19 protein-coding genes are annotated in these 22,160 nt (G+C 55.1%); 13 read left to right on the forward strand and 6 right to left on the reverse strand.

Features of this window, described 5'->3' with window-relative positions:
- Positions 1-501 precede the first annotated feature (501 nt).
- Positions 502-708, reverse strand: a complete 207-nt coding sequence (locus tag ACOTX2_RS09000) for a YbfA family protein (protein ID WP_014069366.1) — start codon at positions 706-708, stop codon at positions 502-504.
- A gap of 310 nt (positions 709-1,018) precedes the next feature.
- On the opposite strand from ACOTX2_RS09000, the gene kdpF reads away from it, so the two are divergent.
- The 9 genes from kdpF to potE all read left to right on the forward strand — a co-directional run bounded on the left by kdpF (position 1,019) and on the right by potE (position 12,951).
- Positions 1,019-1,108, forward strand: a complete 90-nt coding sequence (kdpF, locus tag ACOTX2_RS09005; RefSeq protein WP_100148835.1) for a K(+)-transporting ATPase subunit F — start codon at positions 1,019-1,021, stop codon at positions 1,106-1,108.
- Positions 1,108-2,787 carry a potassium-transporting ATPase subunit KdpA gene (gene kdpA, locus ACOTX2_RS09010; RefSeq protein WP_063148007.1) on the forward strand — a complete coding sequence of 560 codons (1,680 nt, stop codon included), beginning with the start codon at positions 1,108-1,110 and terminating at the stop codon, positions 2,785-2,787. Before kdpF ends, kdpA begins: the two co-directional genes overlap by 1 nt.
- An 18-nt stretch (positions 2,788-2,805) precedes the next feature.
- Positions 2,806-4,854, forward strand: coding sequence for a potassium-transporting ATPase subunit KdpB (gene kdpB, locus ACOTX2_RS09015; protein WP_063148008.1), 2,049 nt, complete (start codon positions 2,806-2,808; stop codon positions 4,852-4,854).
- A 12-nt stretch (positions 4,855-4,866) separates the two neighbouring features.
- The gene (kdpC, locus tag ACOTX2_RS09020) at positions 4,867-5,442 is read left to right on the forward strand and encodes a potassium-transporting ATPase subunit KdpC (protein WP_022647452.1); all 576 of its coding nucleotides are present in this window, start codon (positions 4,867-4,869) and stop codon (positions 5,440-5,442) included.
- Complete coding sequence (gene kdpD / locus ACOTX2_RS09025) at positions 5,443-8,130, forward strand: two-component system sensor histidine kinase KdpD (protein ID WP_063148009.1); 2,688 nt, start codon at positions 5,443-5,445, stop codon at positions 8,128-8,130.
- Positions 8,127-8,804, forward strand: a complete 678-nt coding sequence (gene kdpE, locus ACOTX2_RS09030; protein ID WP_022647450.1) for a two-component system response regulator KdpE — start codon at positions 8,127-8,129, stop codon at positions 8,802-8,804. The genes kdpD and kdpE overlap by 4 nt, the downstream gene beginning before the upstream one ends.
- A 278-nt stretch (positions 8,805-9,082) precedes the next feature.
- The gene (gene speFL, locus ACOTX2_RS09035) at positions 9,083-9,187 is read left to right on the forward strand and encodes a leader peptide SpeFL (protein WP_003858645.1); all 105 of its coding nucleotides are present in this window, start codon (positions 9,083-9,085) and stop codon (positions 9,185-9,187) included.
- Between the two features lie 255 nt (positions 9,188-9,442).
- The gene (speF, locus tag ACOTX2_RS09040) at positions 9,443-11,641 is read left to right on the forward strand and encodes an ornithine decarboxylase SpeF (protein ID WP_421625909.1); all 2,199 of its coding nucleotides are present in this window, start codon (positions 9,443-9,445) and stop codon (positions 11,639-11,641) included.
- On the forward strand, positions 11,638-12,951 hold the full coding sequence (potE, locus tag ACOTX2_RS09045) for a putrescine-ornithine antiporter (protein ID WP_022647448.1): 1,314 nt from the start codon (positions 11,638-11,640) through the stop codon (positions 12,949-12,951). The genes speF and potE overlap by 4 nt, the downstream gene beginning before the upstream one ends.
- Before the next feature lie 110 nt (positions 12,952-13,061).
- Here potE and pgm read toward each other — a convergent pair whose 3' ends face one another.
- Positions 13,062-14,702 (reverse strand): phosphoglucomutase (alpha-D-glucose-1,6-bisphosphate-dependent), encoded by a 1,641-nt coding sequence (gene pgm, locus ACOTX2_RS09050; RefSeq protein WP_045621787.1) that lies wholly within the window; start codon positions 14,700-14,702, stop codon positions 13,062-13,064.
- Between the two features lie 24 nt (positions 14,703-14,726).
- Complete coding sequence (seqA, locus tag ACOTX2_RS09055; RefSeq protein ID WP_003858650.1) at positions 14,727-15,272, reverse strand: replication initiation negative regulator SeqA; 546 nt, start codon at positions 15,270-15,272, stop codon at positions 14,727-14,729.
- A 183-nt stretch (positions 15,273-15,455) separates the two neighbouring features.
- Between seqA and ybfF the strand changes: the two genes are divergently transcribed.
- The 4 genes from ybfF to fur all read left to right on the forward strand — a co-directional run bounded on the left by ybfF (position 15,456) and on the right by fur (position 18,069).
- Positions 15,456-16,229, forward strand: coding sequence for an esterase (ybfF, locus tag ACOTX2_RS09060; RefSeq protein ID WP_022647446.1), 774 nt, complete (start codon positions 15,456-15,458; stop codon positions 16,227-16,229).
- 128 nt (positions 16,230-16,357) lie between these two features.
- Positions 16,358-16,645: a LexA regulated protein gene (ybfE, locus tag ACOTX2_RS09065; protein ID WP_003858652.1), complete on the forward strand. Its 288-nt coding sequence runs from the start codon at positions 16,358-16,360 to the stop codon at positions 16,643-16,645.
- 155 nt (positions 16,646-16,800) lie between these two features.
- The gene (fldA, locus tag ACOTX2_RS09070) at positions 16,801-17,331 is read left to right on the forward strand and encodes a flavodoxin FldA (RefSeq protein ID WP_003858653.1); all 531 of its coding nucleotides are present in this window, start codon (positions 16,801-16,803) and stop codon (positions 17,329-17,331) included.
- 291 nt (positions 17,332-17,622) lie between these two features.
- Positions 17,623-18,069 carry a ferric iron uptake transcriptional regulator gene (gene fur, locus ACOTX2_RS09075; protein WP_003858655.1) on the forward strand — a complete coding sequence of 149 codons (447 nt, stop codon included), beginning with the start codon at positions 17,623-17,625 and terminating at the stop codon, positions 18,067-18,069.
- Between the two features lie 92 nt (positions 18,070-18,161).
- Here the strand turns inward: fur and chiQ are convergent, their stop codons facing one another.
- The 3 genes from chiQ to glnS all read right to left on the reverse strand — a co-directional run bounded on the left by chiQ (position 18,162) and on the right by glnS (position 22,048).
- Positions 18,162-18,488, reverse strand: coding sequence for a ChiQ/YbfN family lipoprotein (chiQ, locus tag ACOTX2_RS09080; RefSeq protein WP_023299602.1), 327 nt, complete (start codon positions 18,486-18,488; stop codon positions 18,162-18,164).
- Positions 18,489-18,535: 47 nt separating this feature from the next.
- Positions 18,536-19,933 carry a chitoporin ChiP gene (gene chiP / locus ACOTX2_RS09085; RefSeq protein WP_017694280.1) on the reverse strand — a complete coding sequence of 466 codons (1,398 nt, stop codon included), beginning with the start codon at positions 19,931-19,933 and terminating at the stop codon, positions 18,536-18,538.
- Between the two features lie 447 nt (positions 19,934-20,380).
- Complete coding sequence (glnS, locus tag ACOTX2_RS09090; protein ID WP_015571127.1) at positions 20,381-22,048, reverse strand: glutamine--tRNA ligase; 1,668 nt, start codon at positions 22,046-22,048, stop codon at positions 20,381-20,383.
- Positions 22,049-22,160 lie beyond the last annotated feature (112 nt).

Here is a 22,160-nt window from a genome sequence, read left to right on the forward strand (position 1 = left end):
AAATAAAAAAGGCCGCCCGAGGCGGCCTTAACGCTACTTGTCCTGCGCTATCGGGGTAAAGGCAATAAACACATTCGGTTTATCACTCTTTACAACGAGTGCGCTGGCGACAATGAACGCGATGCATAAATAGCGTTTCACTATGCGGTCCCTGCTGCTAACCGCTCCACCTATCACCACCGGTGATAAATCGGTGGACACAAGCCCGGGTAGGCGGGCTGCTTTACGGCTATGGATACACCTTTCCCAGGACCGATGCCCATTTGCGAGATGGCGGAAAGGGACGTGGCATCATAATTAACACCAACGCCAAAAGTAAGTTATTTCAGTAAAATTAGGAATTTATAAAGGTGAAGTGGATTGCGAACTTTTTAAAGAAGGGTATGATAAAAATCCCGGGTAGGGGCTGCAAGATTACCCAACGGACCGCGAATCCCGAGGGACAAAAAAACCGCCACTTTGCTGTAGGCGGTTTTTTTATGGCTACGATGTCACACCGTATCAGTAGAAATCGCAGGTTGCTTTCTCGGCCTGATCCATCCACACCGGCTTTTCGCTGGTTTTCGCCCAGACGCGGTGCAAATAGCTGTAAAAACGTGCGCGATCTTTCCAGAACAGCATCACCGGCAGGGCCAGCACGCCAGCCACTACGGCGAAAGTGCGACGCATGAACACGATATGAGCCGGATACTCTTTATAAAGATCCATATTTTTCTCCCCTGTAGTTGGCCGGAAACCGTCTCCGGAAAATGTGAAATCTGTGACCTGGTTAAAATAATACCGCTTTGTTTGTAATTTTACTACTCATCCGACCACTTATTTTCATCCATTTCGTGAATATTTACATTCACGCCTGTAATTAAGTTACAAAAAAGTTAACAGTTTACTTAACAATAGTTAAATTGTGGTCTTTCCCATTTTTATACTTTTTTTACACCTGCCCTTCTGATTTTTGCGAAATCTTTGCGCCACAAATCCTACCGTTTGTACAACAACAAAAGTCACCCGGAGGTGGAGTGTGAGTGCAGGTCTGATTGCCGGCATCGTGCTGGTGTTCCTGTTATTGGGTTATCTGATTTATGCCCTGACTAATGCGGAGGCATTCTGATGGCTGCTCAGGCGTTTTTGCTTATTGCCAGCTTTTTACTGCTGCTGTTTGTGCTCGCCAGGCCGCTGGGAACAGCGCTGGCGCGGCTGATAAACAACGTGCCACTGCCGGGTACGCGAAAAATTGAAAACGTGCTCTGGCGCATTTCAGGTATCAGCGACCGCGAAATGAGCTGGGGCCAGTACCTGATGGCGATACTGCTTCTGAATATCGTGGGGCTTATTGCCCTCTTTACGCTGCTCATGCTCCAGGGCAATTTGCCGTTGAATCCGCAGCAGTTACCAGGTTTATCCTGGCATCTGGCGCTGAACACGGCGGTCAGCTTTGTCACCAATACCAACTGGCAGTCTTACGCCGGTGAAACCACGCTCAGCTACTTCAGCCAGATGGCAGGGTTAACCGTGCAAAACTTTCTGTCTGCATCCAGCGGTATCGCGGTGATCTTCGCCCTGACGCGCGCGTTTGCCCGTCAGAATGTCAGCACGCTTGGCAACGCGTGGGTTGATGTCACGCGCATCACCCTTTGGATCCTGGTGCCTGTTGCGCTGATTATTGCCCTGTTCTTTATACAGCAAGGCACTCTGCAAAACCTGCTGCCTTATACCCCTTACACCTCGCTTGAAGGGGGCAGGGAACTCCTGCCAATGGGGCCAGTGGCGTCGCAGGAAGCAATCAAGATGCTGGGCACCAACGGGGGCGGCTTCTTCAACGCCAACTCATCGCATCCGTTTGAAAACCCAACGGCATTAACCAATTTTGTACAGATGCTGGCGATCTTCCTGATCCCCGCCGCGCTCTGCTTCGCCTTTGGCGATGTGGTTAACGATCGCCGCCAGGGCCGTACGCTGCTGTGGGCCATGTCGTTAATCTTCGTGGTCTGCGTTGCACTGGTGATGTGGGCCGAATGGAACGGCAACAGCCATTTCATGCAGCTGGGGGCTAACAGCAATATCAACCTGGAAGGCAAAGAGAGCCGCTTCGGCATTCTTGCCAGCAGCCTCTACGCGGTGGTCACCACGGCGGCCTCCTGCGGGGCGGTGAACGCCATGCACGACTCTTTCACCGCGCTTGGCGGCATGATCCCGATGTGGCTGATGCAGATTGGCGAGGTGGTCTTCGGTGGGGTCGGTTCGGGGCTGTACGGCATGCTGTTGTTCGTTCTGCTCGCCGTGTTTATCGCCGGGCTGATGATCGGCCGCACGCCGGAATATCTCGGCAAAAAAATCGACGTCCGCGAAATGAAATTAACCGCGCTGGCAATCCTGGTCACCCCTACCCTTGTGCTGCTCGGTACCGCGCTGGCGCTGATGACCGACGCCGGGCGCAGCGGCATCTTTAACCCGGGCATTCACGGCTTTAGCGAAGTGCTTTACGCCGTTTCGTCTGCCGCAAACAACAACGGCAGCGCCTTTGCAGGGTTAAGTGCCAACTCACCGTTCTGGAACTGTCTGCTGGCGTTCTGCATGTTCTTCGGTCGTTTCGGCGTGATTATTCCCGTCATGGCGATCGCCGGAACACTGGTGAATAAGAAGATCCAGCCGACCACTACCGGTACGTTACCGACTCACGGCGCGCTGTTCGTCGGCCTGCTGATTGGCACCGTTCTGCTGGTAGGTGCCTTGACCTTTATCCCCGCCCTCGCGTTAGGCCCGGTTGCGGAATATCTCTCTTTACGCTGATTTTGCGGAGAATTTGTCATGAGTCGTAAACAACTGGCCCTGCTCGAACCGACGTTAGTTCGTCAGGCCATCATGGATGCGGTAAAAAAACTGAGCCCGCGCGTGCAGTGGCACAACCCGGTGATGTTTATTGTCTGGACTGGAAGTTTACTCACCACCGCACTGGCGATTGCCATGGGAACGGGACACCTTTCAGGAAATGCAACCTTTACCGGCGCCATCAGCCTGTGGCTGTGGTTTACCGTGCTGTTCGCCAACTTTGCCGAAGCGCTGGCGGAAGGCCGCAGTAAGGCGCAGGCCAACAGTCTGAAAGGGGTCAAAAAAACCGCCTTTGCGCGCAAATTACGCGAACCTAAATACGGCGCGCAGATGGACCACGTTCCGGCGGATGAACTGCGCAAAGGTGACGTGGTGCTGGTGGAAGCCGGGGACATCATCCCCTGCGACGGGGAGGTAATTGAGGGCGGCGCGTCGGTAGACGAAAGCGCCATTACCGGGGAATCCGCACCGGTGATCCGTGAGTCGGGCGGAGATTTCGCCTCAGTTACCGGCGGAACGCGCATTCTTTCCGACTGGCTGGTGATCCAGTGCAGCGTTAACCCGGGCGAAACCTTTCTCGACCGGATGATCGCCATGGTGGAAGGCGCACAGCGTCGTAAAACGCCGAACGAGATCGCCCTGACCATTCTGCTGGTGGCGCTCACCATTGTGTTCCTGCTGGCAACGGCGACCCTGTGGCCCTTCTCTGCCTACGGCGGTACAGCGGTCAGCATCACCGTACTGATCGCCCTGCTGGTCTGTCTGATCCCCACCACTATCGGCGGCCTGCTTTCCGCGATTGGCGTGGCGGGGATGAGCCGTATGCTGGGCGCGAACGTCATCGCCACCAGCGGACGCGCCGTTGAAGCGGCGGGTGACGTAGACGTACTGCTGCTGGATAAAACCGGGACCATCACCCTGGGTAATCGTCAGGCCTCTGACTTTTTACCTGCTCCCGGCGTGGATGAAAAAACGCTGGCCGACGCGGCGCAGCTTTCTTCGCTGGCCGATGAGACGCCGGAAGGTCGCAGTATCGTGATCCTCGCCAAGCAGCGCTTTAACCTGCGCCAGCGCGACGTACAAAGCCTGCACGCCACGTTCGTGCCCTTCACGGCGCAAACACGGATGAGTGGAATTAACATTCAGGACCGAATGATCCGTAAAGGCTCCGTTGATGCCATCCGCCGTCATATTGAAGCCAATAATGGACATTTCCCTCCGGAAGTCGACCACCTGGTGGAAAGCGTAGCGCGTCAGGGGGCAACCCCGCTGGTGGTGGCGGAAGGTGCAAGCGTTCTGGGGGTTATCGCCCTGAAGGATATCGTTAAAGGCGGTATAAAAGAGCGTTTCGCCCAGATGCGTAAGATGGGGATCAAAACGGTGATGATCACCGGGGATAACCGTCTGACTGCGGCGGCCATTGCCGCCGAAGCGGGCGTGGATGATTTCCTTTCCGAAGCGACGCCGGAAGCGAAGCTGGCCCTCATTCGCCAGTATCAGGCGGAAGGCCGTCTGGTGGCGATGACCGGCGACGGCACCAACGACGCCCCGGCGCTGGCGCAGGCCGACGTGGCGGTGGCAATGAACTCCGGTACCCAGGCGGCAAAAGAGGCGGGCAACATGGTGGATCTCGACTCGAACCCGACCAAGCTGATCGAAGTGGTGCATATCGGGAAGCAGATGCTGATGACGCGCGGCTCGCTGACCACGTTCAGTATCGCCAACGACGTGGCGAAGTATTTCGCCATCATCCCGGCGGCGTTTGCGGCAACCTACCCGCAGCTGAATGCCCTGAACGTGATGCACCTGCACTCTCCGGCCTCGGCCATTTTGAGCGCGGTGATCTTCAACGCGCTGATTATTGTCTTTCTTATTCCGCTGGCGCTGAAAGGGGTGAGCTATAAGCCGCTGACGGCCGCCGCCATGCTGCGCCGTAACCTGTGGATTTACGGTCTGGGTGGGCTGGTGGTGCCCTTTATTGGGATCAAGGTTATCGACATGTTGTTAACGCTGTTCGGGCTGGTTTAAAAGGTGAATCTCATGACGATGTTACGTCCCGCTATACTGTTGTTTATTCTGCTGTCTCTGATTACCGGCGGGCTTTACCCGCTGATGACAACCGCGCTGGGCCAGTGGTGGTTTGAGGACCAGGCCAACGGCTCGCTGATTATCCAGAACGGTGAAAACCGCGGCTCGCGTCTGATTGGGCAAAACTTTACGGACCCGCGCTACTTCCAGGGACGCCCTTCCGCCACTGCGGAAAGCCCGTATAATCCAATGGCCTCCGGCGGCAGCAATCTGGCTGGCAGTAATCCTGACCTGGACAAAGCCGTTGCTGAACGCGTTGCCGCCCTGCGCGCCGCGAATCCGCAGGCCAGCCGTGAGGTACCGGTTGAGCTGGTCACCGCCTCCGCGAGCGGGCTGGATTACAGCCTGACGCCGGACGCAGCGGCGTGGCAGATCCCACGCGTGGCCGCCGCCCGTCAGCTGACCGTCGAGCAGGTGAGCCAGCTGGTTGCAGAACATACGCAAAAGCCGCTGGTCAGCTTCATCGGCATGCCGGTAGTGAACATTGTTGAGCTGAATCTGGCGCTGGATGCGCTAAGGAAGAACTAAATGACCGAAGAGCCCATGCGCCCGGATCCGGACAGGCTGCTTGAACAGACGGCTGAAGCCCACCGCGGCAAGCTGAAAATTTTCTTCGGCGCCTGCGCGGGCGTCGGGAAAACCTTCGCCATGCTGACGGAAGCCCAGCGGCTTCGGGCGCAGGGGCTTGATATTCTCATCGGCGTGGTGGAAACCCACGGTCGCAAAGAGACGGCGGCGCTGCTGACGGGGCTGGCGACGCAGCCGCCCCAGCGTATCAGCCATCGCGGTCGGCTGGTGACGGAGTTCGATCTTGATGCCGCCCTCGCCCGCCGCCCCGCGCTGATCCTGATGGACGAACTGGCGCACAGCAACGCGCCTGGCTCACGCCACCCGAAGCGCTGGCAGGATGTTGAGGAGCTGCTTGAAGCCGGCATCGACGTCTTCACTACGGTGAATGTTCAGCATCTGGAAAGCCTGAACGACGTGGTAAGCGGGGTAACCGGTATCCAGGTGCGGGAAACCGTCCCCGATCCGTTTTTTGATTCTGCCGATGAAGTCGTACTGGTTGACCTGCCGCCTGACGATCTGCGCCAGCGCCTGCACGAAGGCAAGGTGTATATTGCCGGCCAGGCCGAACGCGCCATCGAACATTTTTTCCGCAAAGGAAACCTGATTGCCCTGCGCGAGCTGGCCCTGCGCCGCACCGCCGATCGCGTGGATGACCAGATGCGCGCCTGGCGAGACCTGCAGGGGCGGGAGCGCGTCTGGCACACGCGTGACGCCATTCTGTTATGCATTGGTCACGGCAGCGGCAATGAAAAACTGGTCCGCACCGCCGCCCGGCTTGCGGCGAAGTTTGGCAGCGTCTGGCACGCGGTGTATGTCGAAACGCCACAGCTTCACGGCCTGCCGGAAAATCAGCGTCGCGCCATTTTGAGCGCGCTGCGGCTGGCGCAGGAGCTGGGTGCCGAAACCGCAACCCTTTCCGAACCGCAGGAAGATAAAGCCATTCTGCGCTACGCGCGCGAGCATAACCTGGGCAAGATTGTCATTGGACGTCGTCAGCATCGCCGCTGGTTTAGCCGCGAATCTTTTGCCGACAGGCTGGCCCGCCGCGCGCCGGATCTGGATTTAGTCATCGTCGCGCTGGATGACAAGCCCACCCCCCTGCCCGGCCGTACGCCGGACGCACGCACCTTTGGCGATAAATGGCGCGTCCAGATCCGGGGCTGCCTCGTGGCCGTGGTCCTTTGCGCCCTGATTACGGTGATTGCCAGCCAGTGGCTAATCGCCTTCGATGCCGCCAATCTGGTCATGATTTATCTGCTGGGCGTCGTTGTGGTCGCGCTCTTTTATGGCCGCTGGCCGTCGGTGCTGGCAACGGTGATCAACGTCATCAGCTTCGACCTCTTTTTTATCGCTCCGCGCGGGACGCTTGCTGTCTCGGACGTGCAGTACATTCTGACCTTTGCCGTGATGCTTACCGTCGGGCTGGTGATCGGGAATCTGACGGCAGGCGTGCGCTACCAGGCACGCATTGCCCGCTATCGCGAGCAGCGCACCCGCCATCTGTATGAGATGTCAAAATCGCTGGCGGTCGGTCGCACGCAGCAGGATATCGTCCAGACCAGCGAGCAGTTTATCCGTTCGACCTTTCATGCCAGTAACCTGATTTTGCTCCCCGACGAGCAGGGGCGCCTTCGCCCGCTGACCTCCCCTTCGGGGATGACGCCCTGGGATGAAGCGATTGCCCGCTGGAGCTTTGATAAGGGTTTACCTGCCGGTGCCGGCACCGACACTCTGCCCGGGGTGCCTTACCAGATCCTGCCGCTGCGCAGCGCGGATAAAAATCACGGGCTGGTCATCGTCGAGCCGTCTAACCTGCGTCAGCTGATGATCCCCGAGCAGCAGCGCCTGCTGGAAACCTTCACCCTGCTGGTCGCCAGCGCCCTTGAACGGCTGGCGCTCACCGCCAGCGAAGAGCAGGCGCGGCTGGCAAGCGAGCGCGAAAGTATTCGCAATTCGCTTCTGGCAGCGCTGTCTCACGATTTGCGCACCCCGCTTACCGTGCTGTTTGGCCAGTCCGAAATTCTGACGCTGGATCTGGCGGCGGAAGGATCAAAACATGCGATGCAGGCCAGCGAAATTCGTCAGCACGTGCTAAATACCACGCGTCTGGTGAACAACCTGCTGGACATGGCGCGCATTCAGTCCGGCGGGTTTAACCTCAAAAAAGAGTGGCTCACCCTTGAGGAGGTTGTCGGCAGTGCGCTGAAGATGCTGGAGCCGGGTCTCGGCGGGCGCCATATCGAGCTGGACATGCCGGAACCCCTGACGTTAATCCATGTGGATGGCCCGCTGTTTGAGCGCGTGCTGATTAATCTGCTGGAAAATGCCGCTAAATACGCCGGGACAAAGGCCCGGCTGGGGATTGCTGCCAGGGTGGATAAACGTGTGCTGCGGCTCGATGTCTGGGATACCGGGCCGGGTATTCCGGCCGGCCAGGAGCGCGCCATATTCGAAAAATTTGCGCGCGGTAATAAGGAATCTGCCATTCCGGGCGTCGGGCTGGGGCTGGCGATCTGCCAGGCGATTGTTGATGTGCATGGCGGCACCATTTCCGCAGAGAACCGCCCGGAAGGTGGGGCACGCTTTTGTGTTACACTTCCTCTTGAAACCCCACCAGAACTTGATGAATTACCAGAGGATTTGTGATTAACGTTCTGATTGTTGAAGATGAGCTCGCTATCAGCCGATTTCTGCGTACCGCGCTGGAAGGCGACGGTTTGCGCGTTCATGAAGCCGGTACGCTTCAACGGGGGTTAATTGAAGCCGCCACCCGCAAGCCAGATCTGGTGATCCTGGATCTGGGACTCCCGGATGGCGATGGCATCGATTTTATTCGTGAGGTGCGTCAGTGGAGCCAGATGCCCATTCTGGTGCTCTCTGCCCGCACCGAAGAGACGGATAAAATCGCCGCGCTGGATGCCGGAGCGGATGATTATCTGATAAAACCGTTTGGCATTGGCGAGTTACAGGCCCGGCTGCGTGTGGCGCTGCGTCGACACAGTGCCACCACTCCTTCTGAACCGGTGTACGTCTTTGGCGATATCCGCGTCGATCTTGCTGCCCGCCGCATCGTGCGAGGGGAAGAAGAGATCCACCTTACGCCTATCGAGTTTCGTCTGCTGGCCGTGTTGCTCAGTAACCACGGAAAAGTGTTAACGCAGCGACAGCTGTTAAGCCAGGTCTGGGGACCGAATGCTGTCGAACATAGTCACTATTTACGCATTTATATGGGACACCTTCGCCAGAAACTTGAAGCCGATCCCGCGCGTCCTCGTCATTTATTAACAGAAACCGGTATCGGATATCGGTTTATGATCTGAATAAGTATTCACTTTAATTTTAAATAAAGAACACACCAGCCTGAATATAGGCATGAAAATAATGACGAGATTATTTTCATGCCTATATTCGCCCTCACTAAACATATTTAGAACACCAACTTAACACCAAACCAACAAAACAGCATTTTGATCTGCGTTATTCACTCATAACGACTAATTATTTCTGAAATGATCGGTTATTGGTGATCTGTTTCACAGTTAATCCCTTTTTCCTGGATAAAATGACCGTGCTTTCAATTACTGAAAGGAAAATGAACATGGAAAACAATAATCGTTTAATGCCCCATATAAGGCGGACAACACATATCATGATGTTTGCCCACCGAAACTGTTTTGACTTTCATCTCTTTAACGCCCGGTAGTCCTTCGACTTCTGGCGCATCTGCTTACAGGTTATCCTGAAAAACGCTATTTTACAGGCTGTTGCCTGTGAACACCTGCGCTCATTCCTTGTGATTCAGATTCTCCGCAACCGGGCGGACTGAATTCTACTCAGCAAAAAAGCAATTAACTGATTTCGTATCAGCGGACGCGCTTTGCTTTTTTTTCCGGAAAAAATCGATTTCTTTACCGCAAGAAGTCGAGGGACCCATATTGCCTGAAATAAAGAGATAAAGATGAAAACGTTAAAAATTGCCGTCAGCCGTGCCTGCCCTGAATGCTTTACCACTTCGCGCGAGATCGTGGATGTCACCGCATCGGATTATATTGATGTGGCAGCCGTGGTTCTGGCCGTCAGTGATATTTTCAATGGCGCCATAGAAGAAATAGAAGCCACGGGATTCGGTATTCCGGTGTTTATTGCCACGCATAAAGAAGAAAGGGTTCCGGCTGAATTTTTGTCGCGTATTCACGGCGTTTTTGAGTACTCCGACACCAGCAATGCGTACTACGGACGCCAGCTTGAAGCGGCTGCGCAGAAGTACGAAACCCAGCTCCGTCCGCCGTTCTTCCGCGCGCTGGTCGATTACGTCCAGCAGGGGAACAGCGCGTTTGACTGCCCCGGACATCAGGGAGGCCAGTTCTTCCGCCGCCATCCGGCCGGAAACCAGTTTGTCGATTTCTTTGGCGAAACGCTTTTCCGCGCCGATCTGTGCAATGCCGACGTGGCAATGGGCGATCTGCTGATCCATGAAGGTGCGCCATGCATCGCCCAACAGCATGCGGCAAAAGTCTTTAATGCGGATAAAACCTACTTCGTGCTGAACGGCACCTCCTCTTCCAATAAGGTGGTGCTCAATGCCCTGCTCACGCCAGGCGATCTGGTGCTGTTCGATCGCAATAACCATAAATCTAACCACCACGGGGCGCTGTTACAGGCGGGAGCGACGCCGGTGTATCTGGAAACAGCGCGCAACCCGTACGGGTTTATCGGCGGTATTGACGCACACTGTTTCGACGAGAGTTACCTGCGGGAACTGGTGTCAGAGGTCGCGCCTGGTCGCGCGCGGGATGAACGTCCCTTCCGTCTGGCGGTGATCCAGCTGGGCACCTACGACGGTACTATTTATAACGCCCGTCAGGTGGTGGATAAGATTGGTCACCTGTGCGATTACATCCTGTTTGACTCCGCCTGGGTGGGTTACGAGCAGTTTATCCCGATGATGGCCGACTGCTCGCCGCTGCTGCTGGAGCTGAACGAAAACGATCCGGGCATTCTGGTTACCCAGTCGGTGCATAAGCAGCAGGCGGGCTTCTCGCAAACCTCGCAAATCCATAAGAAGGACAGCCACATAAAAGGCCAGCCGCGCTATGTTCCGCATAAGCGCCTCAACAACGCCTTTATGATGCACGCCTCCACCAGCCCGTTTTATCCGCTTTTTGCCGCCCTGGATATCAACGCCCGCATGCACGAGGGGCAAAGTGGGCGCAACATGTGGATGGACTGCGTGGTGACGGGTATCGAAGCGCGAAAACTGATCCTTCAGAACTGTCAGTTTATTCGCCCGTTCGTGCCGGAGACGGTGGATGGCCGTCCGTGGGAAAGCTGGGATACGGCGGAGATCGCCACCGATCTGCGCTTCTTCCATTTCGTTCCGGGCGAACGCTGGCACGCCTTTGAGGGATATGCCGAGCATCAGTATTTTATTGATCCCTGCAAACTGCTGCTGACCACGCCAGGCATCAACGCCCGCACCGGCGAGTATGATGATTTCGGCGTGCCCGCCACCATCCTCGCCAACTTCCTGCGTGAAAACGGCATCGTGCCGGAAAAATGCGACCTCAATTCCATTCTGTTCCTGCTCACCCCGGCGGAGGACATGGGCAAATTGCAGCAGCTCGTCGCCCAGCTGGTGCGCTTCGAAAAACTGCTCCAGAGCGATGTGCCGCTGAAAGAGGTTCTGCCCTCTCTTTATAAGCAACATCCGAAACGTTATGCGGATTATTCCCTGCGTCAGATTTGTCAGGAGATGCACGACCTCTACGCCCGCCATAACGTGAAGCAGTTGCAGAAAGAGATGTTCCGCAAGTCTCACTTCCCGCGCGTCATGATGAACCCGCAGGAGGCGAACTATGCCTATCTGCGCGGTGAGGTCGAGCTGGTGTCACTGCGCGACGCGGAAGGCCGTATCGCCGCGGAAGGCGCGCTGCCTTACCCACCGGGGGTGTTGTGCGTGGTTCCGGGGGAAGTCTGGGGCGGTTCCGTGCTGCGCTATTTCGCCGCGCTGGAAGACGGGATCAATCTGCTGCCGGGCTTTGCGCCGGAGTTACAGGGGGTTTACGTCGAGGAGTGTGACGGGCGCAAACAGGTACGCTGCTACGTCATTAAACACCCCGCCGCTCAGCCGTCTCTGCTGAAAGGAGAAAAATTATGAGTAAGTCCAACAAGATGGGCGTGGTACAACTCACTATCCTCACCATGGTGAATATGATGGGGTCCGGGATCATCATGCTGCCCACCAAGCTCGCTGAAGTGGGGACGATTTCGATTATCTCCTGGCTGGTAACGGCAGTCGGCTCAATGGCGCTGGCGTGGGCGTTTGCCAAGTGCGGGATGTTCAGCCGTAAGTCTGGCGGCATGGGCGGCTATGCCGAATATGCGTTTGGCAAGTCGGGCAACTTTATGGCCAACTACACCTACGGCGTGTCGCTGCTGATCGCCAACGTGGCGATTGCCATCTCCGCTGTCGGTTACGGTACGGAGCTGTTTGGCGCGACGCTGACCCCGGTGCAGATTGGGCTGGCGACCATCGGCGTGCTGTGGATCTGCACCGTCGCCAACTTTGGCGGCGCGCGCATCACCGGACAACTCAGCAGCATCACCGTCTGGGGCGTGATCATTCCGGTTGTCGGTCTGTGCATCATCGGCTGGTTCTGGTTTAGCCCGACGCTGTACGCCAATTCCTGGAACCCGCACCACGTGCCGTTCTTCACCGCCGTGGGATCGTCGATCGCCATGACGCTATGGGCTTTCCTCGGTCTCGAGTCAGCCTGTGCGAATGCGGAAGTGGTGGAAAACCCGGAAAAGAACGTGCCGATCGCGGTACTCGGCGGGACGCTGGGGGCGGCGGTGATCTATATCGTCTCAACCAACGTGATTGCGGGAATTGTGCCCAACATGGATCTCGCCAACTCCACGGCGCCGTTCGGGCTGGCGTTTGCGCAGATGTTTACGCCAGAGGTAGGGAAAGTGATCATGGGACTGATGGTGATGTCCTGCTGCGGCTCGCTGCTGGGCTGGCAGTTCACCATCGCCCAGGTATTCAAATCCTCCGCTGACGAAGGTTATTTCCCGAAAATCTTCTCCCGCGTCACCAAAGCGGATGCGCCGGTACAGGGTATGCTGGCGATTGTGATTTTCCAGAGCGGTTTGTCGCTGATGACCATCAGCCCGTCACTGAACAGCCAGTTTAATGTACTGGTCAACCTGGCGGTGGTGACGAACATCATTCCGTACATTCTGTCGATGGCGGCACTGGTGATTATTCAGAAGGTGGCGAAGGTGGATCCGCGCAAAGCCCGGGCGGCCAATATCGTGGCGCTGATTGGGGCGATTTACAGCTTCTATGCGCTCTACTCGTCCGGTCAGGAGGCGATGCTGTATGGCGCGATGGTGACCTTTATGGGCTGGACGCTGTACGGTCTGGTATCGCCGAGATTTGAACTGAAGAATAAGCATAGTTAAAAAAGAAGCCCGGTGGCGCTAACGCTTACCGGGCCTACGAGATCAATGTTTTCTCCCTCTCCCTGTGGGAGAGGGCCTGGGTGAGGGCATCAGCCCGCACCAGACACCACTTACGCGTTTTTCAGCACTTCGCTGACAATCTCTACCGCTTCTTTCTCAATCTGCTGACGATGCTCAGCGCCGAGGAAGCTTTCGCAATAGATTTTGTACGCATCTTCCGTACCGGATGGACGCGCGGCGAACCAGCCGTTTTCGGTCATCACTTTCAGGCCGCCGATCGATGCGCCGTTACCCGGTGCCGCCGTCAGACGCGCGGTGATCGGGTCACCTGCCAGGGTGCTTGCGCTGACCATCTCCGGAGAGAGTTTGGACAGAGCGGCTTTCTGAGCAGAGGTCGCGCCAGCCTGAATACGGTTATAGCTTGGCGCACCAAAGCGTGCCGCCAGGTCGTTGTAATGTTCCTGCGGGTTCTTACCGGTAACCGCGGTGATTTCCGCCGCCAGCAGGCACATGATGATGCCGTCTTTATCGGTTGACCATGGGGTACCGTCGAAGCGCAGGAAGGATGCCCCCGCGCTCTCTTCACCACCAAAGCCGAAGCTGCCGTCGTGCAGACCATCAACAAACCACTTGAAGCCCACCGGCACTTCCACCAGCTTGCGGCCCAGCGCATCGACCACACGGTCAATCATGGCGGAAGAGACCAGCGTTTTACCCACCGCAACCTCTTTGCCCCACTGCGGACGGTGCTGGAAGAGATAGTTAATCGCAACAGCCAGGTAGTGGTTCGGGTTCATCAGCCCAGCGGGGGTGACGATACCGTGGCGGTCGTAGTCCGGGTCGTTGGCAAACGCCAGGTCGAACTTGTCGCGCAGCGCCAGCAGGCCCGCCATCGCGCATTCGGAGGAGCAGTCCATACGGATCGCGCCGTCTTTGTCCAGGTGCATAAAGCGGAAGGTCTGATCGACGTGATCGTTCACGATGGTCAGATCCAGCTTGTAGTGATCGGCAATGCGTTTCCAGTATTCAATACCGGAGCCGCCCAGCGGATCCACGCCCAGCTTCAGACCGGCTTTCTGGATAGCGGCCATATCGACGATATCCGCCAGCCCTTCCACGAACGGCTGCACCAGATCCTGCTCTTTCACGTGGCCGGACGCCATGGCTTCATCCAGCGAGATGCGCTTCACGCCGTTCAGACCGTTAGCCAGTAACGCGTTGGCGCGATCTTCCACCACTTTCGTGACGTTGGTATCCGCCGGGCCACCGTTAGGTGGGTTGTACTTGATGCCGCCATCTTCCGGTGGGTTGTGGGACGGGGTGATCACAATACCGTCCGCCTGCGCGCCACCTTTTTTGTTATGTACCAGAATAGCGTTAGAAACCGCAGGCGTTGGCGTGAAACCGTTGTTCTCCTGAACAATCACGTCTACGCCGTTTGCCGCCAGTACTTCCAGCACGGAGATAAAGGCAGGTTCAGACAGGGCGTGGGTATCTTTCCCAACATAGCACGGACCGGTGACGCCATTTTTGGCGCGCTCTTCCGCGATGGCCTGAGCAATGGCCAGAATGTGCGGTTCGTTAAAGCTATGGCGCGCCGCGCTGCCGCGGTGGCCAGATGTACCAAACTTCACTGCGTGTTCTGCGTTGCCCACCACCGGCTTCAGCACGTAGTACTGCGCGGTCAGTTGAGCGACGTTAATCAAATCGCGTTGTTGTGCAGGTTGTCCTGCACGGCTGTGATTTGCCATTGCCTGGTCCTTCTGATGCAAGGGTTAAATTGTACCGCAAACCTTTTCGATCAATTCCGCCGGGAACTGCATGGACTGCATGATATGTTCGATCATGCTGCACTTGCGGCCCGTATTGGTATTGGTGATCACCCAGTATGGCGTACCGGGAACATGTTTGGGTTTGGTTTGGTTGCCATTTTGCAGCAGGGTCTGCTCGTCACCTGCGAAGTAAACGCGCGTGCGACCGTGCAGCGACTCTGTCGCTTCTGCAAATGCGTTGTTATCCAGTGAGTAAAGTGTAGACAGCACCAGCATAAAGCGGTTAACCGCCTTTTTCTGCTCTGCATATTCATCGGACAGCAGCAGCTCGCGCATCGCGCGCACTTTGTCTTTTGCCGGCATGACGGCAGGTTTTACTTGTGCAACAACGCTCGGCTGAGACACAACATCTTTAGTGACAGGAGTGGGCTGTGAGGCGGCGGAAATTTTAAGCATGCGCCGTAAAATGTCGGACGCGCTCTCCCCAATATGCCGCGTCTGGCTGGCAATATACTGATAGAGTTCGTCATCAACTTCGATTGTTTTCATCTTAATCCAGTGCGATATCTTATCTGAATACAAGTCGTTGAGATTATAAGGTCTAATCCCAACAGCGGATAGCGTCAAACCAGGTTGGCGGCAAAAGTCAGATTAAACTGGATCCTTGCCCCCGGGCGGCAGAATGGTCAACATGATACCCTAACCTGACAAACCTAAAAAAAGAACTTTGCCATGAAATTGAATACCCGAGCGCAAACTGCACAATCGCCGAACAATAATTCTCCCATCGTACTGGTTCACGGCCTGTTTGGTAGCCTGGATAACCTGGGCGTGCTGGCGCGCGATTTAGTGACCGATCACGAGATCCTCCAGGTTGATATGCGCAATCACGGTCTTTCAGGGCGCTCTGAGGAGATGACCTACGCAGCCATGGCGCAGGATCTGCGGGACACCCTCGATGCGAATAATATCCAGAAAGCGACGCTCATCGGGCATTCAATGGGCGGTAAAGCGGTGATGGCGCTTACAGCGCTGGCCCCTGAGCGAATTTCCGGTCTGGTGGTCATTGACGTTGCGCCCGTCAATTACGACGTTCGCCGTCACGATGAGATTTTCGCTGCGATCAATGCCGTGACAGAGTCAGGCGTCTCCACACGCCAGCAGGCGGCAGCCGTTATGCGCGAGCATCTCGATGAAGAAGGCGTAGTCCAGTTCCTGCTGAAATCCTTTGTTGACGGACAATGGCGCTTTAACGTCCCGGTACTGTGGGATCAGTATTCGCATATTGTGGGGTGGGAAAATGTCCCCGCCTGGCCGCACCCTACCCTCTTTATTCGCGGCGGCAACTCCCCTTACGTCACTGACGCGTACCGTGACACGCTGCTGGCGCAATTTCCGCAGGCTCGCGCTCACGTCATCGCCGGTGCCGGGCACTGGGTCCACGCGGAAAAACCGGATGCGGTCCTGCGCGCCATTCGCCGCTATCTTACTGATACAGCGAATTGATTAAAAAGCCAGCGACCGGAAGACGACGGGCTTCCAGTCGTTGGCGTGTGGATTTGGGTGATGTATGATGGCGCGCTTATCGCCCGGGCATTAGCAGGGCGGCGTGTTTCCCCCGAAGTCTCAGAATCATGGCCAAAGAACAAACGGACCGTACGACACTAGATCTGTTCGCGAATGAGCGTCGACCGGGACGACCGAAAACGAATCCGCTTTCGCGCGATGAACAGCTGCGTATCAATAAACGCAACCAGCTTAAACGCGATAAAAATCGTGGGCTTAAGCGTGTCGAACTCAAGCTGAATGCCGATGCCGTCGATGCGCTTAACGAGTTAGCTGACGCGCGCAACATCAGCCGCAGCGAACTGATCGAAGAGATGCTGATCGCCCAGCTTGAGACGTTACGCGGCAAGGCGTGAGTCAGAAAATCCCCAATATTACCTTTTTCATGTAGCACAGAGTGCAGTCCTGCGTGATAGCTGTTTCCGCAGGGTTGCCTGTTCTGCTATTATTGCCCTTATCCGTGGACAATTTGCGCCACCATACCATTAAGTTTCAAGAGGTTATTTTACTCATGGCAATCATCGGCATTTTCTTTGGCAGTGATACCGGCAATACTGAAAATATCGCAAAAAACATTCAAAAACAGCTCGGTAAAGACGTTGCTGATGTGCATGACATCGCCAAGAGCAGCAAAGAAGATCTCGAGGGCTATGACATCCTGCTGCTGGGCATCCCGACCTGGTACTACGGTGAAGCACAGTGTGACTGGGACGATTTCTTCCCGACGCTGGAAGAAGTCGACTTCAACGGCAAGCTGGTTGCCCTGTTTGGCTGTGGCGATCAGGAAGACTACGCTGAGTATTTCTGTGATGCGCTGGGCACTATTCGTGACATCATTGAGCCGCGCGGTGCGGCGATCGTTGGTCACTGGCCAACAGCGGGTTACCACTTTGAAGCTTCCAAAGGTCTGGCAGATGACGATCACTTCGTTGGCCTTGCCATTGATGAAGACCGTCAGCCAGAGCTGACCGCAGAGCGTGTAGAAAAATGGGTTAAGCAGGTTCGTGAAGAGCTGAACCTGGACGATATCCTTAACGCCTGATATCCCTGCGGCGCAACTCCGGTTGCGCCCGTTGTCCAGGTAAAACCGATTAAATTAATTGCTACAAACTTTTAACTTTTTCGTCCAGACCTGTACAATATCCCCCTGGTAAAAAGTGGGTGCCATCGAACAAGTTTGTTGGTGATACCACGTTTTTATAAGCATACTTTGCTTGAGACTTGCAGTTTTCATTTAGCCATGGCAGTTCTATAATGAGACGCATTATCCCAAGTGCATTTTCTGTCACTTCTTCTTTTGAAGTGAATCGTTTAGCAACAGGACAGATTCCGCATGACTGACAACAATACCGCATTAAAGAAAGCTGGCCTGAAAGTAACGCTTCCTCGGTTAAAAATCCTTGAAGTGCTTCAGGGGCCAGACAATCACCATGTCAGTGCGGAAGACCTTTATAAGCGTCTTATCGATATGGGTGAAGAGATTGGGCTGGCAACCGTCTATCGTGTGCTGAACCAGTTTGATGACGCGGGCATTGTTACTCGTCATAATTTCGAAGGCGGTAAATCCGTGTTCGAGCTGACTCAGCAGCACCACCACGATCACCTGATCTGCCTCGACTGTGGCAAGGTCATTGAATTTAGCGATGATTCCATTGAATCACGCCAGCGTGAAATCGCCGCCCGTCATGGCATCCGCCTGACCAACCACAGCCTGTACCTGTACGGTCACTGTGCTGAAGGGGATTGCCGCGAAAATGAACATGCGCACGACGCAAAATAAGTCAGTGTTCATACTCTGAGCCAGCCGTGAGGTTGGCTTTTTTTTGCCTGGAAAAAGCCCAGTAAGCGCAGCGCCACCGGGCGTAAAGCAACTTATTTATTGTTATTGCGAATCTCGTCCCAAATCTTATCGCAACGCTTCGCCACTTCCTGATCGTTACCGGTTTTACGCGCCTGAATACAGGCCTGGTAATCCATCACGCGAACGTTTTCCTGCGTGGCGAATTGCTCATGGGCTTTGTCTTTTTTTAGCTCGTTCAGCACGCTTTGACAGGCTTCAATCTTCTCAGGTGAACCTTGTGCGGTATTGATGCAAGCGCTATACGCCTCTTTCAGACGGGAGTCTTCTTTCGGCGCCTGATCCTGCGCGCACGCCACCAGCCCGAATGCCAGCAGCGCAACGATTACCCTTTTTTTCATCATGTTCAGTCTCCATAACGGCGGGACACAGCCCGCCGCAGCATTCATCAGAAGATGGTAAATGGCGCAATGACCATGAATTTCACGTCGCGCTCATCCTGGAAGATGTTGCCGTAACCGCCCGCGTAGCTCGGGATATCGGAGTGGTTGTCATACTGGGTGAAGTGCAGTTTGAACATCGTGCCTTTCGCACGCCCCTCCTGCAGGGTGTAAATCGCATCCAGACTGTATGAAGACTCTTTCAGACGGTAGTTCGGATCGTAGTAGGCGTCTGGCGTAGCCATATCCGCTGGCTTCGCGTCCCAGGCGTACGCGTAGGACGCACCCACTGCCCAGCCAGGCAGGTTCCAGTTCTTCAGGTCATACATTGCGCCGAAGAAGACCGCCTTTTCGCCGTCGGCGTTGAAGTCAGAGCGGTTATCCCACCAGATATCCAGACGACCGTTGGAAGAGGCGTAGGTTGGCGTCATACGTTGCAGGAAGTAGCCCTGCTGCCCTTCTGCCTTAACCCATGTACCCTCCAGACGCAAATCAACCTGACCCACCTTGTAGCCGAAGGTCAGCGCCTGTAACCACGCGGTGCCGTCATAAATATCATTTACGCTGCCATCGCTGACCTTGTCGCGCGTACCGTAGAACTGATAGCTGGTGCTCAGCGGGCTACCTGCGATATCAAATTTGTAGCTGGCTTTAGCAAAGTACTGATCGATATAGCCTTCAGCCTGACCAAAAGCCGCTTCCAGCACCAGATCGTTTTTGAAGTCGTACTTCGCCCCCAGCGAGTGGAGATAATCAACTTTGGTTTTTTTATCGTTTTGATAGAACTTGTCCATCTCAATGTGCCACGGCGCTTTGTACTCGTTGGTCCACATATAGGAGAAGCTCAACGCCCCCGCATCGCCGTAGTCAAAATTAGCACCGGCTTCCGCGCCCTGATAGGTACCTGGCATAAAGCTCCAGTGCGGCGCTAACAGCGTCTGACCGGTTGGCTGGATATAACCACCACGCGCCCAGACCGGGCCATATTTGAATTTTGCAGCCGCTTTATACAGGCTGATTCCGCTTTTATCGCCGGACCAGTCTTCGTCGTAAGCTTTATTGCTGGAGGAGAACGCAATTTCGTTCGGATGGCCGCTGTCGCCATTTTCGGCCATTTCAATTGCGGTGAACGCTGCAATATCGATCCCGAACATATCGGCGGCATATCCCGACTGGAAATCCAGGTTGGCGTTCCAGGTCGAGTGAGAAAGGTTAGTTTTGTATTTATCTTCAGTGACGTCTTTACGGTCACGCTCACGTTGCCAGTAATAAATACCGCCCGTAAGGGTGGAATCTTCAATGAAACCTGCTGCTTTTGCCTCTGGCGCAACCACCAGGCCCGACATTGCTGTCACACCGGCGATAGCCAGCGCCAGCGCACTACGTTTGCCACTGAACGTACGCATAGATTATTCCTCTTTGACGAATTAAAACGCCTTAAACGGCGAAAAACAGAAAAGACCAAATGGTCAGGGGTAGTCAGAAATACCCTCGAATTAACTACCGTCTTTAGGTTATTTTTCGCGACGCGAATTATCAATGCTTTTAATCAGGCAAAAGTCAGGATTATGACGAAGAGCACATATTTCGTAGTGCTTTGTAACATTTACCGGGAAGCGAGTACTGGCGGGGGAATACGCTAATTTTCAGTAAGTAACATTGAGATTGAGAATATATTTTTCAGCGTTTCTGTTTTTGGAAAACAACAAACTTTTTTTAAATAAAATAAGTAGCACCACATTGACCTGGAATGTTGGCTTTAAAAGATTATCCCGATGCTTAACGACATGATCGTTAAATAAAAAAACGCCGCATTACGCGGCGTTTGTTTCTCATTGACCAGAGCAGCGTTATTATTCGCCGATCTTAGTCCAGGTATCACGCAGACCCACGGTACGGTTAAATACCGGTTTTTCTGCCGTGCTGTAACGACTGTCCAGGCAGAAATAACCCTCACGTTCGAACTGGAACGCTTTACCGGCTTCAGCGGCTTTCAGAGACGGCTCGGCATACCCCTGCTTGATAATCAGCGACTCAGGGTTAATAACCGCCAGGAAGTCTTCCGCTGCGCCTGGGTTAGGCACGCTGAACAGACGGTCGTAGAGACGGATCTCAACCGGCAGCGCATGCTGCGCGCTCACCCAGTGGATTACACCTTTCACTTTACGGCCATCCGCCGGATCTTTGCTCAGCGTTTCTGCGTCGTACGTACAGAAGATGGTCGTGATGTTACCTTCCGCATCTTTCTCTACGCGCTCGGCTTTGATTACATAGGCGTTACGCAGACGTACTTCTTTGCCCAGCACCAGACGCTTGTACTGCTTGTTCGCTTCTTCGCGGAAGTCGGCACGATCGATCCAGATTTCACCGCTGAACGGCACGTCGCGGGTGCCCATTTCCGGTTTGTTCGGATGGTTAGGCATAGAGACCAGTTCGCTCCCGCCCTGCGGATAGTTTTCGATAACCAGTTTCACTGGATCGATCACCGCCATCGCGCGCGGCGCGTTTTCGTTCAGGTCTTCACGAATGCAGGATTCCAGAGACGCCATTTCGATGGTGTTGTCCTGCTTGGTGACGCCGATACGTTTGCAGAACTCACGAATGGAGGCGGAGGTGTAGCCACGACGACGCAGGCCAGAGATGGTCGGCATACGTGGGTCGTCCCAGCCTTCAACGTGCTTGTCAGTGACCAGCAGGTTCAGCTTACGCTTGGACATCACGGTGTATTCCAGGTTCAGACGAGAGAACTCGTACTGACGCGGATGCACAGGAATGGTGATGTTATCCAGCACCCAGTCGTACAGACGACGGTTGTCCTGGAATTCCAGCGTGCACAGAGAGTGCGTAATGCCTTCCAGCGCATCGCTGATGCAGTGGGTGAAGTCGTACATCGGGTAGATGCACCACTTGTTACCGGTCTGGTGGTGTTCTGCGAACTTAATGCGGTACAGCACCGGATCGCGCATCACGATGAACGGGGACGCCATATCGATTTTGGCACGCAGACACGCTTTACCTTCTTCAAAGCCACCGGCACGCATTTTTTCAAACAGCGCCAGGTTCTCTTCCACGCTACGATCGCGGAACGGACTGTTCTTACCGGGCTGAGTCAGCGTACCGCGGTATTCACGGATTTCGTCAGCAGAGAGCTCGTCGACGTATGCCAGACCCTTGTTAATTAGTTCAACCGCATAGGCATACAGCTGATCGAAATAGTCTGAGGAGTAGCAGATATCGCCAGACCAGTTGAAGCCCAGCCATTGCACGTCGTTTTTAATCGACTCAACGTATTCGATGTCTTCTTTTACTGGGTTGGTGTCATCGAAACGCAGGTTGCACTGCCCCTGGTAGTCTTGCGCAATACCAAAGTTCAGGCAGATCGATTTGGCGTGACCAATGTGCAGGTAGCCATTTGGCTCCGGCGGGAAACGCGTGTGGACTGTGGTGTGCTTACCACTGGCCAGATCTTCATCGATGATCTGACGAATAAAGTTACTCGGGCGGGCTTCTGCCTCACTCATCGTGGATTCCTCAAAGCGTAAACAACGTATAACGGCATATGATCTTATAAGCCGGACGTAGTGACAACCCTTAAAACGTCCCGGAAGAAAATAATGGGGGCAATTGCTGCAA

The organism is Enterobacter cloacae complex sp. IR5412 (assembly GCF_049237385.1).
Lineage (GTDB): Bacteria > Pseudomonadota > Gammaproteobacteria > Enterobacterales > Enterobacteriaceae > Enterobacter > Enterobacter intestinihominis.

Excerpts from the sequence above, each read along its gene's own strand:
- ACOTX2_RS09000 (WP_014069366.1), bottom strand. The coding sequence starts at position 708 with ATGGATCTTTATAAAGAGTATCCGGCTCATATCGTGTTCATGCGTCGC.
- kdpA (WP_063148007.1), top strand. The coding sequence starts at position 1,108 with ATGGCTGCTCAGGCGTTTTTGCTTATTGCCAGCTTTTTACTGCTGCTG.
- kdpB (WP_063148008.1), top strand. The coding sequence starts at position 2,806 with ATGAGTCGTAAACAACTGGCCCTGCTCGAACCGACGTTAGTTCGTCAG.
- kdpC (WP_022647452.1), top strand. The coding sequence starts at position 4,867 with ATGACGATGTTACGTCCCGCTATACTGTTGTTTATTCTGCTGTCTCTG.
- kdpD (WP_063148009.1), top strand. The coding sequence starts at position 5,443 with ATGACCGAAGAGCCCATGCGCCCGGATCCGGACAGGCTGCTTGAACAG.
- speFL (WP_003858645.1), top strand. The coding sequence starts at position 9,083 with ATGGAAAACAATAATCGTTTAATGCCCCATATAAGGCGGACAACACAT.
- speF (WP_421625909.1), top strand. The coding sequence starts at position 9,443 with ATGAAAACGTTAAAAATTGCCGTCAGCCGTGCCTGCCCTGAATGCTTT.
- potE (WP_022647448.1), top strand. The coding sequence starts at position 11,638 with ATGAGTAAGTCCAACAAGATGGGCGTGGTACAACTCACTATCCTCACC.
- pgm (WP_045621787.1), bottom strand. The coding sequence starts at position 14,702 with ATGGCAAATCACAGCCGTGCAGGACAACCTGCACAACAACGCGATTTG.
- seqA (WP_003858650.1), bottom strand. The coding sequence starts at position 15,272 with ATGAAAACAATCGAAGTTGATGACGAACTCTATCAGTATATTGCCAGC.
- ybfF (WP_022647446.1), top strand. The coding sequence starts at position 15,456 with ATGAAATTGAATACCCGAGCGCAAACTGCACAATCGCCGAACAATAAT.
- ybfE (WP_003858652.1), top strand. The coding sequence starts at position 16,358 with ATGGCCAAAGAACAAACGGACCGTACGACACTAGATCTGTTCGCGAAT.
- fldA (WP_003858653.1), top strand. The coding sequence starts at position 16,801 with ATGGCAATCATCGGCATTTTCTTTGGCAGTGATACCGGCAATACTGAA.
- fur (WP_003858655.1), top strand. The coding sequence starts at position 17,623 with ATGACTGACAACAATACCGCATTAAAGAAAGCTGGCCTGAAAGTAACG.
- chiQ (WP_023299602.1), bottom strand. The coding sequence starts at position 18,488 with ATGAAAAAAAGGGTAATCGTTGCGCTGCTGGCATTCGGGCTGGTGGCG.
- chiP (WP_017694280.1), bottom strand. The coding sequence starts at position 19,933 with ATGCGTACGTTCAGTGGCAAACGTAGTGCGCTGGCGCTGGCTATCGCC.
- glnS (WP_015571127.1), bottom strand. The coding sequence starts at position 22,048 with ATGAGTGAGGCAGAAGCCCGCCCGAGTAACTTTATTCGTCAGATCATC.